Below are 20,751 nucleotides of genomic sequence, written 5' to 3'. Positions count from 1 at the left end.
AACAGCTGATGAGCCGGGAGCCTTCGTCACGTGCCGACGTCCGGCGCCAACTGGCGTGCGCGCCGAGCACGGCCATCATCGCTCGCCGCCCGACGCGACGGTGGCCGCCTTGGGCAGCTCCTTCGCACGCCACGCCAGCGGCGACCACAGCTCGACGCGGTTGATCATGCCGACGATGAGGACCTCCTGGTTGAGCCCTGCGTACGCGCGCAGCGGCGCGGGGATCGCCATCCGGCCCTGCCGGTCGATCTCCGCCTCGAAGACCGCGGCGGCCCACTCCCGGACCTCGTTGCGGGCCGGCGCGTCCCCCTGGGCCTGGGCCAACCGTGCCTCCACCTCCTGCTCGAACTCCTCGACGGTCCACAGGGCCAGGCAGCCTTCGAGGTGGCGGGTGAGGTAGCCGGGCTGGAGGAAGTGGGCACGCAGCTTGGCCGGCAGGATCACGCGCCCCTTGGCGTCGAGCGTGTGCTCGTAGCTGCCGAAGAAGCGCGCTGCCACGGCCATCGCGGCGATCCTTTCCGCCCCGCCACGGCGCCAGGGCGACCCCTCCCTTTCGCGCCACTACGCACCACTGTATGTACCAATCCCACCACCGTCAACCACCGGGGCCGTCAACACCGGCACCACTCGGCGCGCGTCGGCGTCCGAGCGCCGCTGCCGCGGCGGCCCGAGGCATCTCGCGCGCTCGGCGCGCGCCGACGCGCCCATGCCCGAGGGGCGCGAAGGGGTGAGACCCCGTCCGGTGCCGCCACCCAGCGCGCCCGAGCACCCGCCACGCGCATCCGGCCAGGTCGTGAGGTCGACGATGCTCGTGTCGACGGCGGTGGCTGGCGGGGCGCGGCGCGCCTGCATAATCCCGCCTAGTGCGAGGGTAGGAACGCACGTGCGCGGCAGGGAGACGCCGCACGGTGAACGTCAGCGCCCAAATCGGTCCGGCGAGGGCGGCCCCGCCAGGGCCGGGCGACCTGGCACGGAGCGGGACCGGCGCTTGGCGTCGCGAGTACGAACGGAGGAGACCGGGTTGCGCCTCATCATCTACGACGAGCACCTCTTGTTCAGCGAGGCGCTGTCGTCGCTGTTCGCCAGCCGCGGCCACGAGGTCCTGGCGTGCCCGACGACCCCCGAGGAGACGGCCGAGCTCGCCGCGACGAGCGAGGTCGATGCCTGCCTGCTCGACCTGCCCTCGGCTCCGCTCGAGGCGGCCGCAGTCGTCTCGCTCGTGAGGCGGCGCCTCCCGGACCTCCCGCTCGTCGCCTTGAGCAGCGAACTCGAGCCGAGCGCGCTGTGGCGCGCGCTCGAGGCCGGCGCGAACGGCATCTGCCTCCGGGTCGACGGCGTCGACGAGATCGAGCGCGTGGTCCGGGAGGCGGTGCGCGCGCGGGAGGGACCCTCCTCGCGCACCTGGTCGCGAGCCGCGCGCGCGCTCGCTCGCCGCGGCTCGCCGACACGGCGCAGCGCGGCCCTCACTCCACGCGAGCGCGCCGTGCTCGAGCTGCTCGCGCGCGGGGCGGCAACCGGCGAGATCGCGGCCAAGCTCGGCGTCGGCGACGCGACGGTGCGGACCCACCTGCAGCACCTGTTCGCCAAGTTCGGCGTGCACTCGCGTCTCGCGCTCGTCGCGCACGCGATCCGCACCGAGGTCATCCCGGCGCAGCCCGAAGCGCCTCAGGTGGCGCGGTCTGGCTGAGCGCTCGTCGGTGGCGTCCGGCGAGGCGAGGGGCTGGCGCGCTCGCGGTCGCGCGCTCGTTCGTCGGTGCATCGCCCGGTGGTCAGTCGCTGAGCCAGCGCTCGACGTCGGGTCGAGCGCTGCGCAGGGGCTCGCCACCACCAGGACATGCGCGAAGCGAACCCTCGTCGCCATGGCTCGGTCGATCGGAGCACCCCAGGTCGCGTCGGGCCGCCGTAGCGGGGGCGACAGCACCGGGAGAAGGTGCAGCGAGGCGCGAGCCGACGGGGGGCGAGGCTCGAGCGGGAAGCCCGCGGAGGCTGGCGAGGCGCGCCCGGCGCTTCCTGGCCGGTCCGTCGAGCCCGGAGCTCAGCCCGGCATCGGCCAGCTCCCGTGGCGGGACGACTCCATCACCCGGCTCCCTGCGCCCGCGCGACGCGTCGACAGCGATCTCGAGGTGGTGCTCGAGATCCTCAGCCGCTGCGTCTGGCCTGATGCGTCGACCCGTCCGAGGATGGCGAGCTGGTCAGCGATCCCAATCGCCGAGGCGGTGGCGCGTCACCAGGTGTCGCCCGCTCAGCACGCCATCTGCGCGAATCGGCGCGGCTCGATGACGTCGAGCTCGGTGACGGGACCCACGGGCGTTCTCCCAGGCGCTCCTCGCCTCCCACAGCCACGACCACCAGCACTCGGGCATTCGCTACCGCTCGCCGGCCCCCGTCCACTCCGGGACGGCCGAGGCGGCCCGCGCCCCACGCGCGGCCACGCCCGAGGCCGCCTGCTGCACCAACCCCGACAGATTCCAAGGCCTACCGCCCGAGCCGCCGAGGCCCACCGTGGCACGGATCAACGACCCCAGCGAGGAGCTCGCACGGGAGGCGTCGCGGGACCGCGTCGCAACATGCTTGACAGGTTCCAACCGCGACGTCGCGGCGGGGGGTCTCGTACCGGGGGCCGCGTGCTCGCCACCTTCGCTCTCGGCACGCAGGTAAGGGGCGTCACGGCGCTGACGTTCCACCTCGGCTGCCGCGATGCAGGATCCTCTCCGCCGCCCTGTCCCCTGCTGGACCTCGGCGACGGACTGCTGGGGTGAGCGCTGTCGTCGCGCTCCGGACCGCCCACATCCCGACCCGGCCCCACCCTGCGCGGACCTGCTCGGCTTCCGTCACAGCGTCGGGGGGCGTCTCGGCCACCCGCTCGCCACGGTGCCGTGCGGGCTGCCCATCGTCTTCCTCGTCGCCTGCGTGGTCGCGGCACGTCTCGACCTCCCGAGGTGCCACGCCCCAAAGCGGCCGGTTCGGCACACCCTTCGGCCGATCCGCGAGGCCCAGCCGCTGCCGACGCTGCTCGATGGGACGTCAACCTCGAAGGCAGCGCGAACCAGCCGATCGCGGCTCAAGCCGGCCGGCACGCTGACCGCCGAGAACACAGCCTCGCCTCATCGTCCTCACATCGACGGTTCGTCATCCTGTCCTCGCCGGGAGGCAAGACGATGAAGGAGACGGACATGACACAGGGAACCGATGGGCGAACGCGCACGGCAGTGCGGATCGGTCTCGCCGCCGCCACGCTGGTCGCGGCTGGCGGCCTCAGCGTAGGCGTCGCAGCGGCCGAGAGCGAGCCGGGACCGACGTCGCCAGCGACGATCTCGGCGTCAACGGGCTCGAGCGCGGACACGAGCGCAGGGACGCCGGGGGCGGACGGGACCTCTGGTCCGACGACCACCGGCACCTCCAGCTGGGTTGGCGGGACCGTGCAGGGCGCCGACGCGCCCGCATCGGCGTTCGGCACCGAGAGCGACGGCCCCGGCAGCTTCGCCGATCCCGCGGGCAGCGACGTCCAGTCGTCCGGCGGCCATCAGGACCCGAATGGCGTCGACGGCGGCGGCCAGGACACGAGCACGGCCGAGTCGGCGGGCGCCGCTGGCATCGATGCTCCGGGGGGCGCCCAGGAACAGGCGGGAAGCCAGGCCGGCGGGACCGACGTGAGCGGCGGCGCCTGAGCGATCGCCGCCTGCCGCCGGCAGGAGGCACCGACGGAGCCCTGCACTCAGGCAGGGCTCCGTCGCTTCCACCCAGGCAGGCAACGCTCTCATCGTTTCCACATCTCCTGATGCCTAGCCTCGAAGCGGAGGAGAACAACGAGCGATGAGGGTACTGGTCGTCGAGGACGATGCCCGGATGGCGCACCTGCTGCGCCGCGGGCTGCTGGAAGAGGGCTACGTCGTCGACCTCGCGAGCGACGGCCCAGAAGGGCTCTGGTACGCGACGGAGAGCCCGTTCGATGCCATCGTTCTCGACGTCCTGCTGCCCGGCTTCGACGGGTTCGAGCTCTGCCGGAAGCTCCGGGCGAACGGCGTCTGGTCACCGGTGCTGATGCTCACAGCGAGAGCCGAGGTCCGCGACCGGGTGACAGGACTAGACGCCGGCGCCGACGACTACCTGACCAAGCCCTTCAGCTTCGTCGAGCTGGCCGCCCGCCTGCGGGCGCTCACACGGCGGGGCCAGCCGGAGCGGCCGACGGTACTGGAGGTCGGCGACCTCCGCCTGGACCCGGCCGCGCACCGGGTCTGGCGTGGCGGTGTCGAGGTGGCCCTCACACCGAAGGAGTTCGCGCTCCTGTCGCTCCTCATGGCGCACCCCGGTGAGGCGCTCACACGGACGAGGATCATCGAGTCGGTGTGGGACTTCGCCTACGACGGCACCTCGAACGTCGTCGATCTCTACGTTGGCTACCTTCGCCGCAAACTCGACCGGCCGTTCGGGAGGGACGACATCGAGACGGTGCGGGGCGTCGGCTATCGCCTCCGCCTCCCCGACACCGGCTGAGCCGTGTCGGTCCGCCTCCGCCTGACCCTCGTCGCCCTCGTCGCGACCTCGGCGGTGTTCGCGCTCGGGAGCTTCCTCTTCTCGAGCCTGCTCGCCTCGAGTCTCGTCGAGACCCTCGATGCGAATCTGGCCGCTCAGGCCACCCAGGCACTCCAGTCCACGCCAGGACCAGGAGGCCAGGAGAACCTGCAGGACGCCGGTGGCGTCCCGGTGGGCACGACGGCGGCACCCAGCTCAGCGGTGCCGAGCGAGTACCTCCTTCAGGTGCTCGCCCCCGGTGGGCGGGTCGTCGAGGCGAATCAGGCGGCAGGTGCTGCTGCGCTCCTCACTCCCGCAGAGACACGGGACGCCACGACCGGGCGGCTGCGCCTCACCGTCGCCCGGCCCCATGAACGTGGCCGGCTCCGGCTGCTCGTCGTCCCCGTCGGAGGCCGCCGAGGGTGGCTGGTCGTCATCGGCGCCTCGCTGGCGACAATCGACGAGACGCTCCACAACGTCGACCGGGCACTCGCCATCGCCGGCGTAGTCGGCGTGTCCCTTGCGGGCCTCGCTGCCTACCTGCTCGCCCGTGCCGCGTTGGCACCGGTCGAGGCGATGCGCCGGGAGGTCGAGGCGCTCGCAACCGCCGACCCCCCACGCGACGCAGGGATCGAGGTGCCGCCGACGCACGACGAGCTGGAGCGCCTCGGCAAGACCCTGAATCATCTCCTCGCCCGCCTCTCCGAGTCTCTCGCTCGACTCTCGGACACGCTGACGAGGGAACGGACCTTCGTCGCGGACGCCGGTCACGAGCTGCGTACGCCGCTTGCCGTCCTGCGCGCGGAACTTGAGCTCGCCGCTCGATCGGGACGCTCGCGCGCCGAGCTCGCGGCCGCCGTGCAGAGTGCGCTCGGTGAGGCAGACCATGTCGCCCGCCTCGCCGAGGACCTGCTGGTGCTGGCTCAGCGAGACAGTGGCCAACTCACCTTGCTGCCCGAGAAGGTCGCGATCAATCCGCTGCTGGAACGGTGCGCGGCGGCGTGGGAGAGCGAAGCCGCGCGGCTCCAGGTGAGGCTCGGCATCGACACGGACACAGGACTTGAGGCGCTTGTCGACCCTGGCCGCCTGCGTCAAGTACTCGACAACCTCCTCGAGAACGCCCTGCGCTACGCGCCCGCGTCATCGACGGTGACCATTGCTGCCCGCGCGCGCGGCGCGACACTCGTGGTCAGCGTCGCCGACGAAGGTCCCGGCTTCTCGCCGACGTTCCTGCCTCGGGCCTTCGAGCGCTTCGCCCGGTCCGATGTCGCCCGCGGCCGTTCAACCGGGGGCACCGGCCTCGGGCTCGCCATCGTGTCGGCCATCGCCGCCGCACAGGGCGGTCGGGCGGAGGCTGCGAACACCGCTGCCGGCGGCGCCGTGGTCACCGTTGAGCTCCCCGATACCGTGATAGCGAGCGCCGCGACCTGACCAGGCCCGCAGGACAAGGTCCAGGAGCGAGCCGTGCCGGGGCTTGGCTGCCGCTGCACGAGGCAGCGCCGGATCGAGTGTGACGAACTCCTCCGCGAGGCCCCTGGCGGTCGCCTGGGCAGCGCGTTCGTGCGAGCGCCCGCTCAAGACGACAGCCCACGGCGATCGAGCGGCTCGACGCGTCGCCTCGACAGCGGCGACGACCTCGCCGGCGAAACGCTGCGGGCGCGCCGAGCGCCTGCGACCCAGGGGACCGGCGCGCTCCTCCTCGGAAGAGCGCCTGCGCCACCTCGAGACGACGTCGACGCAGACCTCGCGGGTCGACCGATCCGACGTCGGTGCCGCCATGAGCACCGGGCAGCACGATGCGCGCCCCCAGGACGTCACGGCGGGCACTGCACTGGCGGCCGACGACCACCGTCACTCGAGGGCGGCCGGTCCGCTGACGGAGACAACCACCGTGAAGGCGAGGAACGAGGGACCGGCACCACCAGATCGGTCCTCCGAGCGCCACGGTGGCACCGGCATCTTCCTCAGCGGCGCCACGGGCTAGCTCGGGCGACGGGCGAAGGTGAACACGGCGCCCGGTGCCGGCTGGCTCGTCCCGTAGGCGGTGTGCACGCTGACGCGCACGCGCCCGGCGCCGCGCGGCACCACCGCGCGAAGGCGCGTCGGCGACAGGACGCGCACCTGTCTGGCGAGCAGCGCCCCGAAGCGCACGGCGACGCGCTCGGTGAAGTGGTCGCCCACGATGACGACGGCGCGCCCGGGCGGCGCGGAGCGAGGCACGACAGTCGTGACGCGTGGCCCGTGCCTGGTGTGGCCCGGGGACGTGCGGTAGGTGAACACGGCGCCCGGCGCCGGCTGGCTCGTCCCGTAGGCGGTGTGCACGCTGACGCGCACGCGCCCGGCGCCGCGCGGCACCACGGCGCGAAGGCGCGTCGGCGACAGGACGCGCACCTGTCTGGCGAGCAGCGCCCCGAAGCGCACGGCGACGCGCTCGGTGAAGTGGTCGCCCACGATGACGACGGCGCGCCCGGGCGGCGCGGAGCGAGGCACGAGCGACGCAACCTCGGGGACCTGACGGCGCACCGGCGCCGGTGACACCAGCGTCGCCGGCGGCGCGCTGGTGGGCGGCGCCGAGGTGCCCGCCGGCGGCGTCGGGGGCGGGGTTGCGGGCGCGACCGAGAGCTCGACGCTCGCGGAGGTGGAACCTCCCGGCCCGGTGGCCGTCAGCGTGAGCAGGTAGGCGAGCGCGGTGGTCGACGAGTTCGCCGGGATGCTCACGGTCGCGCTCGTTGCGCCACAGGCCAGCGCGCCAGATCCGGCCACCGACGGTGTCGCGGCGAGCTCGCAGGAGGTCGCGTTCGACGTGGCGTAGGTCACCGTCGCCGTGCCCCCTGCCGCACCGAGCGAGCTCGGCGAGACGGACAGGTTGGCGATACCCGGTGGCGCCGGCGGGACCTCGACCGTCGTCTGCGCCTCCGCTGCGGTCGAGCCGGCCAGACCCGCGGCCCGCAGGACGAGCTCGTAGCGCTGCGGCGCGCCGGAGGTGTTCGGAGGGAAGGTCACCGTGCCCGTGCCGAGCGCGTCCGGGCATGGCACGAGCGACGCCGGCGCCGGGTCGCTCGCGAGCGTCGCGTACGGCAGCGAGACCTGCACCCCGTCGGAGGGCGACACCGTCACCTCGCAGCGCGTCGCGTCGCTCACCGCGTACGAGAGCGAGACGCTCGCCCCGCCGGGGCTGGCGGCGACGCTCCCCGCGCCGAACGTGGCGATGCTCGGGTCCGCCGGCGCGGCGGCTGGACCCGCGTACGCGCTCTGCGACGCCTCACGCTCGCCCGCGAGCGGGCTGGAGGAGCCGCCGACCACGAAGTAGCCCACACCCTGGGCGTCGTAGCCGTAGCCGGTGTACTTGAAGTGCACGGCGCTCGGGATCGTCTCGGGGAACGTGACCGTGAGCTGGCTCGACTCCGTCGCCGGGCAGGTGACCGCCGACGCGTAGACGACCGAGTCAGTCGACCACCACGGCGCGGAGAAGGTGAACTGCGAGTAGGTGTTCGGGGAGCCGGGGCTCTGGCAGGAGACCGGCGTGTCGTAGGTGAACGTGGCCGTGTTGCCGCTCACGGACACGCCGCTCCACAGCGGCGGGACCGCGGTCGCGCTCACGTAGGGCGAGTTGGGCAGCGTCTCCACGACGCCGACGGGCTCGAAGGAGCGCAGCGCCGGTGTGGGGATGTAGTCGAGCGAGGAGGACGTGGTGTTGCCGAGGTACGGCTCGCCCGCGTCGTAGGTCCCGCAGGGGGCCTGGCCGAGCACGGTCCCGGTCGCGGTGTCGTACACGGTGTCGGTCGAGCCGCCGCCGCAGTTGGTGATGACCTCGGGAGCGGTGTCGAGGGGCGGTCCGGGGAGGTCGATCGTCGGGACGGCGATCACGTCGTAGACGTCGGGGACGGTCGGACCTGGGTGGGTGAAGCCGATCGAGCAGTTCGTACCGCCGAAGACGCGCGTGTAGACGGGCGTGCAGGTCGTCGGCGCCTTGGGGCTGTCGACGCGGGACGCCTCGCCGCTGAGCACGAGGTTCCACGGGGCACCGGAGGACGCGGCCGTCACGCCCGTCGCGCCGAGGATCTCGAGCACGCCGAGGGAGACCGCGGGCGCGCCCGGCCCGGCGGTGACGGACAGGGTCGACCCGGAGGCGACGGCGGTGGCGTCCGCGGCGTCGAGCGACGCGACCATGACGCCGTCGGTCAGCTCGAGGCTGAAGCTCGTGGGGTCGACCGACACCGCCTGATTGAAGGTCACCTGGAGGACGTCTCCCGGCGCGAGCGTCGCCGGCAGCACGATCGGCCGGGCCGCGGCGTCGAGCTCGCTCGTCGACACCGACACGAGCGGCGCGCTCGCCGCCTCGGCGGGCTTCACCGCGAGCACCGGCGCCGAAGCGGCGAGGCCCGCGGCGAGCGCGGCACCGGCGAGGAGGACGAGCCGCCGGCGGACGCGATCCCGCCCCCTCTCCCCAGCACTCGACGCCCCCGCACGCGCCTCGCCGCCCGCCGGTGCACGCCCTTCGCCCACGCGAGCCTCCCTCAGCCGCGGCCTTCGGCCTTGCGTCCCACGAAGAACCTCTGGGGGCATGGTCGCGACGAGGCGCTCGCGCCGCATCGGGCGGATGGGTGAGGCGACTACGCATCCCCGCGGAGGTTCCGAGCCGCCGCGCCACTCCGGACGGGGACGCGCCGATCCACGCTCCTTCCTTGCAAGTAGCGGCCGATCTCCATCTGCCCGGCGCGGGCGCGCTGGCCGTGCCTCCACCGTGCGACGTAGGAAGATCCCCCGCGTAGCGGTAGGCGGACTAGGAGCCTGCCGCGACACTGCCGTCGTGCACGAAACGACCGTCGCGATCGTCGACACCCATCCGGTCCTGCGCGATGGGCTCACCGCCTGCCTCGCCCACGAGCCGGACATCCGGGTCGTCGGCACGGCGTCGTCGCTCAGCCAGGTGCCGGACCTCGTCGCAACGAGCCATCCAGAGGTCGTCGTCCTCGACGCTGACCTCGACGACACGGACGCGACGAACCTCATCCCGCGCCTCAAGGCGCTCCAGCACGCGCCCGCCGTGGTCCTGCTCACCTGCCGCGACGACGCCGAGGCGATGGCGACGGCGATGCGGATGGGCGCGTCCGCGTGCGTCTTGAAGGTCGCGCCGGTGCAGGATCTCGTCTCGGCGGTGCGCTGGGCCGGACGCGGCGAGATGTGGATCTCGCCGCCGCTCATCGCCAGCCTCTTCGCCGAGCTCCGGTCGCGCTCGACGACCACCCGTCCGCACTCGCTGCTCGCGTCGCTCACCGAGCGCGAGCTGCAGATCCTCGAGCTCCTCGTCGAGGGCCTCGGGCACCAGGAGATCGCCGACCGGCTCCACCTCGCGGTGAACACCGTGCGGACGCACACCCGGAACATCCAGCTGAAGCTGAACGTGCACTCCAACCTCGCGGCGGTCTCCGTGGCGCTCGACGCCGGTCTGCGCCCGAAGTAGCGGGGCCACCTGCCGTGGCGAGCCGCAGCGGTCGGAGGATCCGAGCAGACGGGGGCACGGAGCAGGGACCGATCGGGACGAACGGAACGAGCACGCACCGAACGAGCACACAAGGAGGGGGCTTCATCACCGTGTCATCACAAGCATTCGCCGACGGAGCGCACGAGAAGGCGCTCGCGCGCGACGCTGGCCGGGCGGCCGTCGACGGGCGCGTCGACCGCTTCCCAGCGATCGCACCTCTGCCGCCCGACACCGACGCGCCCGAGCACGCAGACCGGTCCGGTGAACGAGCAGACGCGACGGCCGTCAGCCTCGTCATCCCGGCGAAGAACGAGGCGCGCAACCTCGCGCACGTACTCGAGCGCGTGCCGGCCTGCGTCGACGAGATCCTCCTCGTCGACGGCCGATCCCGCGACGCCACCCGCCTGATGGCGCGCGCCTGCCGCCCCGACATCCGCATCATCTCCGAACCCGCCCGCGGCAAGGGGTGCGCGCTGCGCGCCGGGTTCCACGCCGCTCGGGGTGAGGTCATCGTCGCGATGGACGCGGACGGGAGCATGTCTCCGGAGGAGATCCCCCACCTGCTCTACTTCCTCGAGCGCGGCTACGACTTCGTGAAGGGCTCGCGCTTCGTGGGCGGCGGCGGCTCCCTCGACATCACGCCCCTCAGGCGGATCGGCAACCGCGGCCTGCTCGCGGTCGCCAACCTCCTCTACGGGTCTCGCTTCACCGACCTGTGCTACGGGTTCTTCGCCTTCCGCCGGCGGTTCCTCGAGCACCTCGCCCTCGAGTCGACCGGGTTCGAGATCGAGACCGAGCTCACGGTGCGGGCCTTCCTCGCCGGCCTGCGCATCGCCGAGATCCCGAGCCTCGAGCTGCCGAGACGAGGAGGTCGCTCCAGCCTGCACAGCTTCCGGGACGGCCAGCGAGTCCTGCGGACGCTCATCGCGCAGCGCGTCGAGGCGAGGCGCGCGCGTGCGGACGCGAGCGGCGACGACCCGCTGGCGCTCCCCGAGTGATGGCGACGAGTGCCCTCGCGCCACGCGCTCGTGAGGAGCGAGGCGCTGCCGTCGGATCGCCCACGACCTGCTTCCCCCTCGCCGTCCTCGAGGTCCACCTGGAGGCCGGCCTGCGCAGCCTCCTCCCCGGGCGATCGAGCGCCGGCGACGGTGTGGCGCGCCAGGCACGAACGGCCCTCGTCCTCGTCCGCCTCCACGGCCATCCGCTCGGCGTCGTGGCACTCGACCTGGCCGCGCCCGAGCCTCCTCGCTCCTGGAGCGAGGCGGTCTCCTCGGCGCTCGGTCCGGCCATCGACGCGCACCTGCGCGCCGACGGCCTCGTCCCGGTCCGTCCCCTCGAGCTCTGGCGACCCGCGCCGTGCCCACGTCCCCGGTGCCTCGCAGCCCGGCGCGAGGCCCTCGCCCGGGCGCGGCCCGCCTCGGTGGTCGTGGCCACACGCGAGCGGCCGCGCCAGCTCGAGCGGTGCCTCGACTCCCTGCTCGCGCTCGACTACCCGGAGTTCGAGATCATCGTGGTCGACAACGACCCCGAGAGCGACGACACGAGAGTCGCGTGCGAGCGTCGCTTCGCGGGCGTCGCCACCGCCCGCTACGTGCGCGAGCGCCGCCGCGGGCTCGGCGCCGCCCACAATCGAGCGCTTAGCGAGGCGCAGGGCGACGTCGTCGCGTTCACCGACGACGACGTCGTCGTCGACCGCAGCTGGCTCAGCGCCCTCGTCGAACCGTTCGTCACGGACCCCGCCGTCGGGGCGGCGACCGGCCTCATCCTTCCTGCAGAGCTCGAGACACCCACGCAGTGGCTCCTCGAGGCCCATGGGCGCTTCGCCAAGGGCTTCGCCCCCTTCGTCGTCGACCGGGCCACCCGCCGCCCCGCCGATCCGCTCTTCCCCTTCTCCGCAGGGCGCCTCGGCTCGGGCGCGAGCATGGCGTTCGACGCCCGGCTGCTGCGGGACATCGGCGGGTTCGACCCGGCGCTCGGGACCGGCACCCCGGCGATGGGGGGTGACGACCTCGCCGCCCTCTTCAGCGTGCTCCAGACGGGCGCCGCGCTCGCGTACCAGCCCGCCGCGATCGCGTGGCACCGTCACCACCGCGAGCCGGCGGCGCTCGCCCGCCAGGCCTACGGCTACGGCGTCGGACTCGGCGCCTACGTGACGAGCGTCGCGCTCAAGGACGCTCGCGTCGCGGCGGCGCTCGCCGGCCGCCTCCCCCAGGCCCTCGTCCACACGTTCAGGCACTCCGGTGCCGCTGCGATCGCCGAGGGCGACCTCGCTCGTCTCGTACCCGGCGCGCCGGCATGGCCGGCGGCACTGTCGCGCCTCGAACGGCGCGGCATCCTCGCCGGGCCCGCTGCCTACCTGCGCAGCCGGCACCGCCTCCGCCGGGCCGGCGACACCCGATGACCACGGTCGTACGCGACGTCGCGCCGGGCGAGCAGGGTGCCCCCCTCGGCACGCGCGCCGCGCCCCTCGACCTGCTGGGCGACCTGGAAGCGCTCGTCTCGATGCTCGGTGACGAGCTCACGGCGCGGAACTGGCTCGACGCCTACCTCCTCGCCGCCGGCGTCCACCAGGTCCTCGCCGACGCCTGCCCGCCAGCACGGCGCCTCCTGCGGCGCGTCGCGGCCTACGCCCGCGAGCGCGAGGGCCGGACCGCCGCGGCCGCGGCGCGTGGCGCGCGGCTGGCCGAGCGCGCTGCCTCCGCCGTCGGCCGTCGCGAGCGACGCGTCGAAGCCAGTGCCCTCGCAGGTCTCGAGCGGCTCCTCGCCGAGCTCGCCGGCCTCGTCGTCGGCGGCGGGGACGGGGCGACCCCGATGCTCGCCGCGCGCCTCGAGGAGCACGGCAGCGCGCTCGTCGAGGCGCTCGCGCCGCTCGGCGCCCGGTACGCCGGCGAGGTCCTGCGGCCACCGTCGTGCTTCCACAGCTTCGACCAGCGACCGGCGGACCTCGTCGAGCTCGCCACGCGCTACGCGGCACGCTGGCCCGACCGCTCGCGCCCGATCACCGTCGTCGGGGTGCGCACCTCGGGCTCGTACCTCGCCCCGCTCCTCGCCGCCGGCCTCGCGCGCCTCGGCTTTCGCGAGGTCGGCGTCGCCTCGGCTCGGCCTGGCTGGCCGGTGGCGCCCTCGGCGCGGGCCACCCTGTGCCGCTGCGCCGCGCGCGGCGGCTCGGTCCTCGTCGTGGACGACCCGCCGCAGAGCGGCCGCTCCCTCGCTGCCGTCGTCGACGGCCTGCGCTGCGAGGCCCGGGTGCAGCCGTCCCAGCTCGTGCTCGCCCTGGCATCCTTCGATGCCGAGGCGCGCCTTCCCGACGCCCTCGGGGGGATCCCGGCGCTCGTGCTCCCCTTCGACGAGTGGGCGTGCCATCGCCAGTTCCGCCCCGAGGAGGTGGCGCGCTCGCTCGCTCGCCTGCTCGGACCCGCGGCGGTCGTCGAGGAGATCGAGGCGCTGGGTCCGGCCACTCGGCCCGCGCGCGGACACCTGCGGCGCGCCTTTCGCGTCCGCTGGCGAGACGCCTCGGTCGTGCGCATCGAGCCGGTCGTGGCGCAAGGCGTCGGCCTCGGCTACTTCGGCAGGCGCGCCGTGGCCCTCGCCACGGCCGCGCCGTCGCTCTTCGCGCCCGTCATCGGTCTCGTCGACGGCGTCCTCTACCACCGTCAGCTGCCGGAGGCCCGACGACTCGACGGCGAGCGCCTGACCGCCGAGGTGGCGCCGCTCGTCGCCGCGCACGCCGCGCAGCGCGAGCGAGCACTCGGCGTCGCGCGAGACCGGGCCGCGCTCCTCGCCGGACGTCAGCCCGTCTGGGAGGTGGCAGCACGCCTCGTCGGACGTCCGCTCGGTCCCCTCGAGCTCGCGATGCGCCCGCTCGTGAGCGAGCCGGTGGCGAGACGGCTCGTGGAGGCGAGCGTGCCGGCCGTGACCGACGGACCGGCCGCGCGCGGCGGCTGGTTCCTCACGGACTGGCGCCGCCCCGCCGTACGCGAGGACTTCGCCGAGGGGTCCGGCGGCCACCTCGACCTCGCGAGCTACGACGTCGCCGCGGACCTCGCGGCCTGCGCGAGCGCCTCCGGCGACCCGGCCTTCCCCGCTGCGCTGCGCACCGCCTTCGAGGCGGCGAGCGGCCGGCGCGTCGAGCCCGAGCGCTGGCTCGTCTTCCAGCTCGTCCACCTGTGGAACCTGCGACGCCTCGCTGAGCTCGACCCGGACGAGACGGCTCGCCGGCAGGCGCGCGCCTTCCAGCGCTTCGTGCACGAGCGCTACCTCGCCGACCTCGATCCGCCGCCCGAGGGGCCGTGGTGCGCGCTTGACCTCGACGGCGTCCTCGAGACGACCGTGCTCGGCTTCCCGGCCACGACCCACCTCGGTGCGATGGCGCTGCGCGCCCTTCGCGCCCACGGCTACCGGGTCGTCCTCGCCACCGGGCGCAGCCTCGACGAGGTCGTCGACCGCTGTGTCGCCTGGGGACTGCCCGGCGGCGTCGGCGAGTACGGCGGGGTCGTCCACGACGGGCGCGACGCCTCGGTGCGCGAGCTGCTCCACCCGCCCGAGCGCGCGGCGCTCGACGCTCTGCGCGAGACCTGCGACGCGCGCCCCGACGTCGTGATCGACGCGAGCTACCGGCGCTCGGTGCGCGCCTACCGCCGCGGCCCCGGCGGCCGGCGCGTCGGGCTCGAGCCGGCACTCGTCGCGCACCTCGTCGACGCGGCCGGCGTCCGCGACGAGGTGGTCCCCGTCTACGGCGAGGAGCAGACCGACTTCGTCGCGCGCGGCTGCGACAAGGCGGTCGCACTGCGCGCGCTGCTCGGCGCCGGCGGTGTCGATGCCGAGCCGCGCCTCGCCCTCGCCGTCGGCGACAGCGAGGCCGACGCAGGCATGCTCGCGCTCGCCAGCCTCGCCCTCGCCCCGGCCAACGCTGCGCCGGCGCTCGCCGAGGCGGGTGCCCAGGTCCTCCGCGACCCCTACCAGGCAGGCCTCGCCGAGGCGGTGCGCCGGCTCCTCGGCCACCGACCCGGGGGCTGCGAGCGCTGCGCACTGGCGCCGGGCGCGCCGCCCGCACGAGCGCTCCTCGAGCTCCTCTCGCTGCGGGAGGCCGGCCTGCGCGGCGTCCCGCTGCGGCTCGCGCGCCTCCTCGCCCTTCGCGCCAGGCTCCGGGACGGCTCGTGAGCCGGACAGGCCACGCGCTGCGGCGGCCGGCGCTCCTCGAGGAGCTCCGGGACCCCCTCTTCCGCAACGGGCACGCCCTCGTGCTCAGCTCGATGGCGACGTCTGCCATCGGGATGGCGTTCTGGGTGCTGGCGGCACGCGGCTACCCGGCGGCCGACGTCGGGCGCGACGCCGCGGCGCTGTCGACGATGACCTTCCTCGGCGGCGTCGCGCAGCTCAATCTGACGAGCGCGCTGACGCGCTTCATCCCGACCGCCGGCCGCAAGATCCTGCGCTTCGTCGTCTCGAGCTACGCGCTCGCCGTCGTCGTGGCCGTCGTGCTGGCGCTCGGGTTCGCCCTCCTCGTGCCCGAGCTCGCCGGGCGCCTCGACTTCATCCGCCGCGACCACCTGATGGTCGTGTGGTGGACGCTCGCCACCGCGGTGTGGGCGATCTTCGTCCTCGAGGACGGGGCCCTCACGGGCCTGCGGCGGGCGCCGTGGGTGCCGGTGGAGAACGCCGGCTTCTCCCTCCTCAAGGCGGGACTCGTCCTGCCCTTCGCGGCGAGCTTCAAGGGTGCGGGCATCTTCGTCGCCTGGACGCTCGCGTCGCTCGCCACGGTCGTGCCGACGAACCTCTACCTCTTCGGCCGGGCGATCCCGCGCCAGCAGCGGCGCTCCCCGGAGGGCGACGTGCGCCTCCACGACCTCGTCCGCTACGTCCCCTACGACTACCTCGCGTCGTTGTGCTGGCTCACCGCGACGCTCCTACTCCCGCTCCTCGTGATCGAGCACGCCGGCCCGGCCGTGAGCGCCGCCTTCAGCCTCTCGTGGGTGATCGCCTACGCCCTCTACCTCGTCAGCATCAACATCGGCCTGTCGCTCGTGGTCGAGACCGCCGCCGACGCGCGCCAGCTCGGGCCGCAGTGCCGCCGCGTCATCGTGCACCTCACGAAGCTCCTCGTCCCCGCCGTCGCCGTCGTGGTCGCGGGCGCGCCCGCGATCCTCTCCCTCTTCGGCCGCTCCTACGCGGCGACCGGGACGACGACGCTGCGGCTGCTCGCGCTCTCGTCCCTCCCCTTCATCGTCAACTCGACCGCGGTGGGCGCGCTGCGGGTGCAGCGCCGGACCCGGCTGGTCTTCCTCCTCGACCTCGGCCTGTGCGCCTCGGTGATCGGGCTCACCGCTGCCCTCCTCGACCACCTCGGCATCGCGGCCGCCGGGCTCGCCTGGCTCGTCGCCCAGTGCGCCGTCGCCGCGATCGTCCTCCCCGCCTTCGGCCGTGTCCTGTTCGCCGCGCCGGCGCGGGCCGCCAGGCCGCGGCCCGTCGCCGCCGCGCGGCTCGGCGCGGCACGCCTCCTCGTGCGCCGCTCCCTCCCGGACCTCCACAACCCGCTGCGCCGACCGCGCCAGGTGCGCGAGGCGCGCCGGCTCGCGTCGCGGCTGCTCCCCCAGCTCGTCTCGCACCTGCCGCTCGAGTGCCTCGGTACGTCGCGCCGCATCGCCGAGCTGCACGTGGCGCCGAGCGCCTCCGACCTCACCGTCCTGCTGCTGCAGAGCCCGGCGCGCGTCCCGCTCGCCGTGGTGAAGGTCCCCCGCAGCGACCGGGCCCTCGCCGAGCTGCTCGCCGAGCAGCGCGTCCTCGAGGCGCTCGGCTCCGACGACCGCCTGCGCGCCTTCCGGAGCCTGCTGCCGGCGCCGTCGTTGCAGGGGGACGGCGAGCCGAGCTTCGTCGTCCAGCCGGCGCTCCCGGGCGTCTCGGCGAGGCTCCTCGTCCTCGGCGCGCCGTGGCTGCGCACGAGGGTCGCGCGCGCCGGGCTCCAGGCCATCGCGAGCCTCCACGCCGCCACCGCGGCGCCACGGCTCCTCGACGACACGCTCCTCGACGGCATCCTCACGCCCAAGCTCGACCTGCTCGCGCGCACCCATCCGAGGCGCGACGTCCCCGTGGCCCACGCCGACGCCCTGGAGCGCCTCGGGAGCCGGCTGCGGGACGCGGCCCGCGGGAAGGTGGTCCGGCTGTCGTGGACCCACGGCGACTTCACGCCCGGCAACGTCCTGCTCGCGCCCGACGCGCTGCGCGTGACGGGTGTCCTCGACTGGGGCCAGGCGAACCCACACGGCCTCGCCGAGCTCGACGTGCTCGCGTGGGTCGGCACGCTCTACTGCGAGACGCGCCGCTGCCAGCTCGGCGAGCTCGTCCGCCGCGTGCTCGCCGAGCCCGACTGGCCCGACGACGCCGTGCTCGGCGAGGCGGCACCGGCGGTGGCTGCGAGCCCGATCGACCACCGCGAGCTCGTCCTGTGGACCTGGCTCAACCACGTCGCCGGGAACCTCCAGAAGTCCCGCCGCTACCACCGCCACGCCCTGTGGTGGGCCTCCAACGTCGAGCCGGTGCTCGAGGCGGTGCTGGCCCGGTGACCACCCTCGCGGCGCTCGGCCTGCGCGTCTCGGTCGTGATCTGCGCGTACACCGAGGAGCGCTGGGACGACCTGTGCGCAGCCGTCGCCTCCGCCTTGCGCCAGACCCGGCCGCCCACCGAGGTGATCGTCGTCATCGACCACTGTCCGCCGCTCCTCGAACGGGCCCGGCTCGCGTTCCCACGCGCCCTCGTCGTCGAGAACGCCGGGCCGGCCGGCCTGTCGGGTGGGCGCAACACGGGCATCGCGCGCGCCCGCGGCGACGTCGTCGCCTTCCTCGACGACGACGCCGCCGCCGACGAGCGCTGGCTCGAGCGTCTGCTCGCCGCCTACGAGGAGCCCGGCGTCGTGGGCGCGGGCGGGCGCGTCGTGCCGAGGTGGTCGGCCAGGCGCCCCGACTGGTTCCCGCCGGCGTTCGACTGGGTCGTCGGCTGCAGCCACGCCGGGATGCCCTCCTCGACGAGGCCGGTGCGCAACTTCGTCGGCGCGAACATGTCGTTCCGGCGAGACCTGCTCGTCTCGCTCGGCGGCTTCAGCGAGCGCCTCGGGCGCAACGGGACGAACAGCGCCGGCTGCGAGGAGACGGAGCTGTGCATCCGCGCGCAGCGCTCGGGCAACGGCGTCCGCCTCGTCTACGAGCCGGGCGCCGTCGTCCACCACCGGGTCCCGCCCGCCCGGGGGACGTGGCGCTACTTCCTCCGCCGCTGCTACGGGGAGGGCCGCTCCAAGGCGGAGGTGGTCCGCCTCGCCGGCCGTTCCCGCGCCCTGGCCGACGAGCGCAGCTACCTGGTCTCGACCGTGCCCCGCGCCGTCGCGGCCTCGCTCGGCGAGGCGGCGCGCGGGCGCCCGAGCCGGGGGCTCGCCGCGGTCGCGGCGCTCGCCGGGACGGGCGCGACCTTCGCGGGCTACCTGCGCGGCCGGCTCTCGCTCGCGCCGGTGGCCGGACTGGCGGTGCTCGCCGGGGCGCTCGCGCTGTGGGTCCACGTCCTCGTCCACGGCGTCGACCTCGCGCGCATGAGCGACTTCGGCCTCGTCTCCGTGCTCCCCGCGGCGTACTTCCTCAGCCTCGGCCTGCTCACGGCGGGCTTCGCCTGGTGGGTCCGCCGGGCACCGGCGCACCCGCTCCTGCTCGCGGCGCACCTCGTCGCACTCCTCGCCGTGCTCCACCTCACGCCGGCGCTCCTGTACGGGACGCTGCGCTACTCCTGGGCCTGGAAGCACGTGGCCATCACCGGCTTCGTCATCGACACCCACGGCGTGGACCTCACCCAGCCGATCCCGTCGCTCGTCGCCTACCAGGACTGGCCCGGCTTCTTCACCTTGAACGCCACCCTCACGAGCGGCTCGGGGCTCTCGTCCGCGCTCGGCTACGCCGGTCTCGCCCCCTTCGTCAGCGAGCTCGCCTACGCCGGGCCGCTCGCGCTCATCTCGGGGGCCTTCACGAGCGACGTCCGGCTGCGCTGGACGGCGCTGTGGCTCTTCTACCTCGGCAACTGGATCGGCCAGGACTACTTCTCGCCGCAGGGCTTCGCGTTCTTCCTCTACCTCGTCGTCCTCGCGCTCTGCCTGCGCTACCTGCCGGGGCGGCACGACGTCGGCGAGCACGGCGCGGCGGACCCGACGGCGCGGCGCCGACGGCGCGCCGCGTACGGCCTCGTCCTCCTGTGCACGCTCGCCATCGCCTGCACGCACCAGCTGACGCCGTTCATGGTGGTGACGGCCCTCGCCGCCCTGGCGCTCGGCCGCCGCCTCTACTACCGGTCGCTGCCCGCCGTCGCCCTCGCGGTCTCGGCCGCCTGGGTCCTGCTCGCCGGGCACACGTTCATCGCCACCAACTTCCCCTCGCTCAGCGCCGGCCTCGGCGACCTCTTCTCGAACGCGTCGGTCAACCAGTTCAACGCCGCCTACGCGAGCCCCGACCAGCTCCTCATCTCGCGCGTCGACCGCCTGCTCACCGCCTGGATCTGCCTCGTCGCCCTCGTCGGCGTCTGGCGGAACTGGCGATCCGAGCGCCGGCGCTCCTGGCTCGCGGCCGCGCTCTTGTGCGTCTCGCCGGTGCCCGCCCTGCTCGGCAACAGCTACGGCGGCGAGATCGTCTTTCGCGTCTACCTGTTCGCGCTCCCCTTCCTCGCCCTCCTCGGCGCCGCCGCCTTCCACCCGGCGCGCCGGCGGGCCTCGCGCCTCGCGGACGGCGCGAAGTTCGCCGTCGCCGGCGCGCTGCTCGCGGCCTTCGCCGTCTCCTACTACGGCAAGGAGCGCGTCAACTACTTCTCGCCGAACGAGGTGGCCGCCACGGCCCGCTTCTACGCGCTGGCGCCGCCCGGCTCGTACGTCACGGGCCTCGTCGGCGACGACACCTGGCCGCTGCACGGCTACGAGCACTACACGACCTACTGGTACACGCAGGTCGGGCCGAAGGCCGTCGAGCGGCTCCTCGCGGATCCCGTCGGCACCCTCCTGCGCGCGATGCGCCCCTACCGCCACGCCTACCTCCTGCTCACCGCCACCGACGCGGCGGTGATCGGCGAGCAGGGCCTGCTGCCCCCGGGATCGCTGGCGCGCATCCGCTCGCAGGTCCTCGCCTCGGGCCACTTCCGCGTCGTCGTGTCCACCCCGACCGTGCTCGCGCTCGAGCTCGTCCACCACCCGAGCAGGGGCACGCCGTGACGCCCGCGGCCAGGGAGGCCGCCGGGCGCCCGGCGCGCGTCGCACCGGCGGACGGGCTGCTCGCGCTGTGCGCCGCGCTCGCCGTGCTCGCCGTGGCGGCGCACGCGCCGGTCGCCTGGCGGGCGCTCGCCACCTTCGGCTTCGTCGGTCTCGTCCCCGGCTACGCCCTCGTCCGCCTGGTCGAGCTCGGTACCGGCCTCGAACGGGCCGTCCTCGCCGTCGCGGCGAGTCTCTCGCTCGCCACCGTGGTGAGCGTCGGCTTCTCCCTCGGCCACGCCTTCAGCGCGCTCGCCGTGCTGTCCTGCCTCGCCGGGCTGACCGGCGTCCTCGTCGCCGGGCGCGTCGCGCGCCGACCGAGGAGCTCGCCGTGAGGACCGGCGCCCCCAGCGCAGCGCCGCGCCTCCTCGAGGCGCGAGCGCCCAGCGGTGCCGCGCGCCGACCACGGGTGGACGCGCCGCCGACGCGCCGTCGGCTCGCCTCGCCGGCGCCGCGACGGCCCCGGGCGCCTCGGCCGGCCGACCGGGGCGGG

13 protein-coding genes are annotated in these 20,751 nt (G+C 74.5%); 11 read left to right on the top strand and 2 right to left on the bottom strand.

Going from position 1 to position 20,751, the window contains the following annotated elements; genetic code table 11:
* Positions 1 to 75 precede the first annotated feature (75 nt).
* On the bottom strand, positions 76 to 504 hold the full coding sequence (locus VKV23_03450) for a division/cell wall cluster transcriptional repressor MraZ (protein ID HLI15093.1): 429 nt from the start codon (positions 502 to 504) through the stop codon (positions 76 to 78).
* Positions 505 to 1,021: 517 nt separating this feature from the next.
* Between VKV23_03450 and VKV23_03445 the strand changes: the two genes are divergently transcribed.
* The 4 genes from VKV23_03445 (at position 1,022) to VKV23_03430 (ending at position 5,943) form a co-directional block, all read left to right on the top strand.
* Positions 1,022 to 1,687: a response regulator transcription factor gene (locus tag VKV23_03445; protein ID HLI15092.1), complete on the top strand. Its 666-nt coding sequence runs from the start codon at positions 1,022 to 1,024 to the stop codon at positions 1,685 to 1,687.
* Between the two features lie 1,471 nt (positions 1,688 to 3,158).
* Positions 3,159 to 3,668, top strand: a complete 510-nt coding sequence (locus VKV23_03440; GenBank protein ID HLI15091.1) for a hypothetical protein — start codon at positions 3,159 to 3,161, stop codon at positions 3,666 to 3,668.
* Positions 3,669 to 3,813: 145 nt separating this feature from the next.
* Entirely contained in the window at positions 3,814 to 4,494 is a 681-nt protein-coding gene (locus VKV23_03435; protein HLI15090.1) for a response regulator transcription factor, read from the top strand.
* Positions 4,495 to 4,734: 240 nt separating this feature from the next.
* On the top strand, positions 4,735 to 5,943 hold the full coding sequence (locus VKV23_03430) for an ATP-binding protein (protein HLI15089.1): 1,209 nt from the start codon (positions 4,735 to 4,737) through the stop codon (positions 5,941 to 5,943).
* 549 nt (positions 5,944 to 6,492) lie between these two features.
* On the opposite strand, the gene VKV23_03425 is transcribed toward VKV23_03430, so the two are convergent.
* Positions 6,493 to 9,018 (bottom strand): IPT/TIG domain-containing protein, encoded by a 2,526-nt coding sequence (locus tag VKV23_03425; GenBank protein ID HLI15088.1) that lies wholly within the window; start codon positions 9,016 to 9,018, stop codon positions 6,493 to 6,495.
* A gap of 304 nt (positions 9,019 to 9,322) precedes the next feature.
* On the opposite strand from VKV23_03425, the gene VKV23_03420 reads away from it, so the two are divergent.
* The 7 genes from VKV23_03420 (at position 9,323) to VKV23_03390 (ending at position 20,593) form a co-directional block, all read left to right on the top strand.
* Complete coding sequence (locus VKV23_03420; GenBank protein HLI15087.1) at positions 9,323 to 9,976, top strand: response regulator transcription factor; 654 nt, start codon at positions 9,323 to 9,325, stop codon at positions 9,974 to 9,976.
* A gap of 131 nt (positions 9,977 to 10,107) precedes the next feature.
* Positions 10,108 to 10,995, top strand: a complete 888-nt coding sequence (locus tag VKV23_03415; protein ID HLI15086.1) for a glycosyltransferase family 2 protein — start codon at positions 10,108 to 10,110, stop codon at positions 10,993 to 10,995.
* On the top strand, positions 10,995 to 12,398 hold the full coding sequence (locus tag VKV23_03410; GenBank protein ID HLI15085.1) for a glycosyltransferase: 1,404 nt from the start codon (positions 10,995 to 10,997) through the stop codon (positions 12,396 to 12,398). Before VKV23_03415 ends, VKV23_03410 begins: the two co-directional genes overlap by 1 nt.
* Entirely contained in the window at positions 12,395 to 15,157 is a 2,763-nt protein-coding gene (locus VKV23_03405; protein ID HLI15084.1) for an HAD hydrolase family protein, read from the top strand. The genes VKV23_03410 and VKV23_03405 overlap by 4 nt, the downstream gene beginning before the upstream one ends.
* Positions 15,154 to 17,556 (top strand): hypothetical protein, encoded by a 2,403-nt coding sequence (locus VKV23_03400; protein ID HLI15083.1) that lies wholly within the window; start codon positions 15,154 to 15,156, stop codon positions 17,554 to 17,556. The genes VKV23_03405 and VKV23_03400 overlap by 4 nt, the downstream gene beginning before the upstream one ends.
* Positions 17,553 to 20,222, top strand: coding sequence for a glycosyltransferase (locus VKV23_03395; protein ID HLI15082.1), 2,670 nt, complete (start codon positions 17,553 to 17,555; stop codon positions 20,220 to 20,222). The genes VKV23_03400 and VKV23_03395 overlap by 4 nt, the downstream gene beginning before the upstream one ends.
* The gene (locus VKV23_03390; protein HLI15081.1) at positions 20,219 to 20,593 is read left to right on the top strand and encodes a hypothetical protein; all 375 of its coding nucleotides are present in this window, start codon (positions 20,219 to 20,221) and stop codon (positions 20,591 to 20,593) included. The genes VKV23_03395 and VKV23_03390 overlap by 4 nt, the downstream gene beginning before the upstream one ends.
* Positions 20,594 to 20,751: the final 158 nt, after the last annotated feature.

This window comes from Acidimicrobiales bacterium, assembly GCA_035294085.1.
In the GTDB taxonomy this organism is placed as follows: domain Bacteria; phylum Actinomycetota; class Acidimicrobiia; order Acidimicrobiales; family Bog-793; genus DATGLP01.
This window is presented reverse-complemented; position numbering and strand designations above follow the sequence as displayed.

Coding starts and splice junctions, on each gene's coding strand:
- VKV23_03405 (HLI15084.1), top strand. CDS start 12,395: ATGACCACGGTCGTACGCGACGTCGCGCCGGGCGAGCAGGGTGCCCCC.
- VKV23_03435 (HLI15090.1), top strand. CDS start 3,814: ATGAGGGTACTGGTCGTCGAGGACGATGCCCGGATGGCGCACCTGCTG.
- VKV23_03410 (HLI15085.1), top strand. CDS start 10,995: ATGGCGACGAGTGCCCTCGCGCCACGCGCTCGTGAGGAGCGAGGCGCT.
- VKV23_03440 (HLI15091.1), top strand. CDS start 3,159: ATGAAGGAGACGGACATGACACAGGGAACCGATGGGCGAACGCGCACG.
- VKV23_03450 (HLI15093.1), bottom strand. CDS start 504: ATGGCCGTGGCAGCGCGCTTCTTCGGCAGCTACGAGCACACGCTCGAC.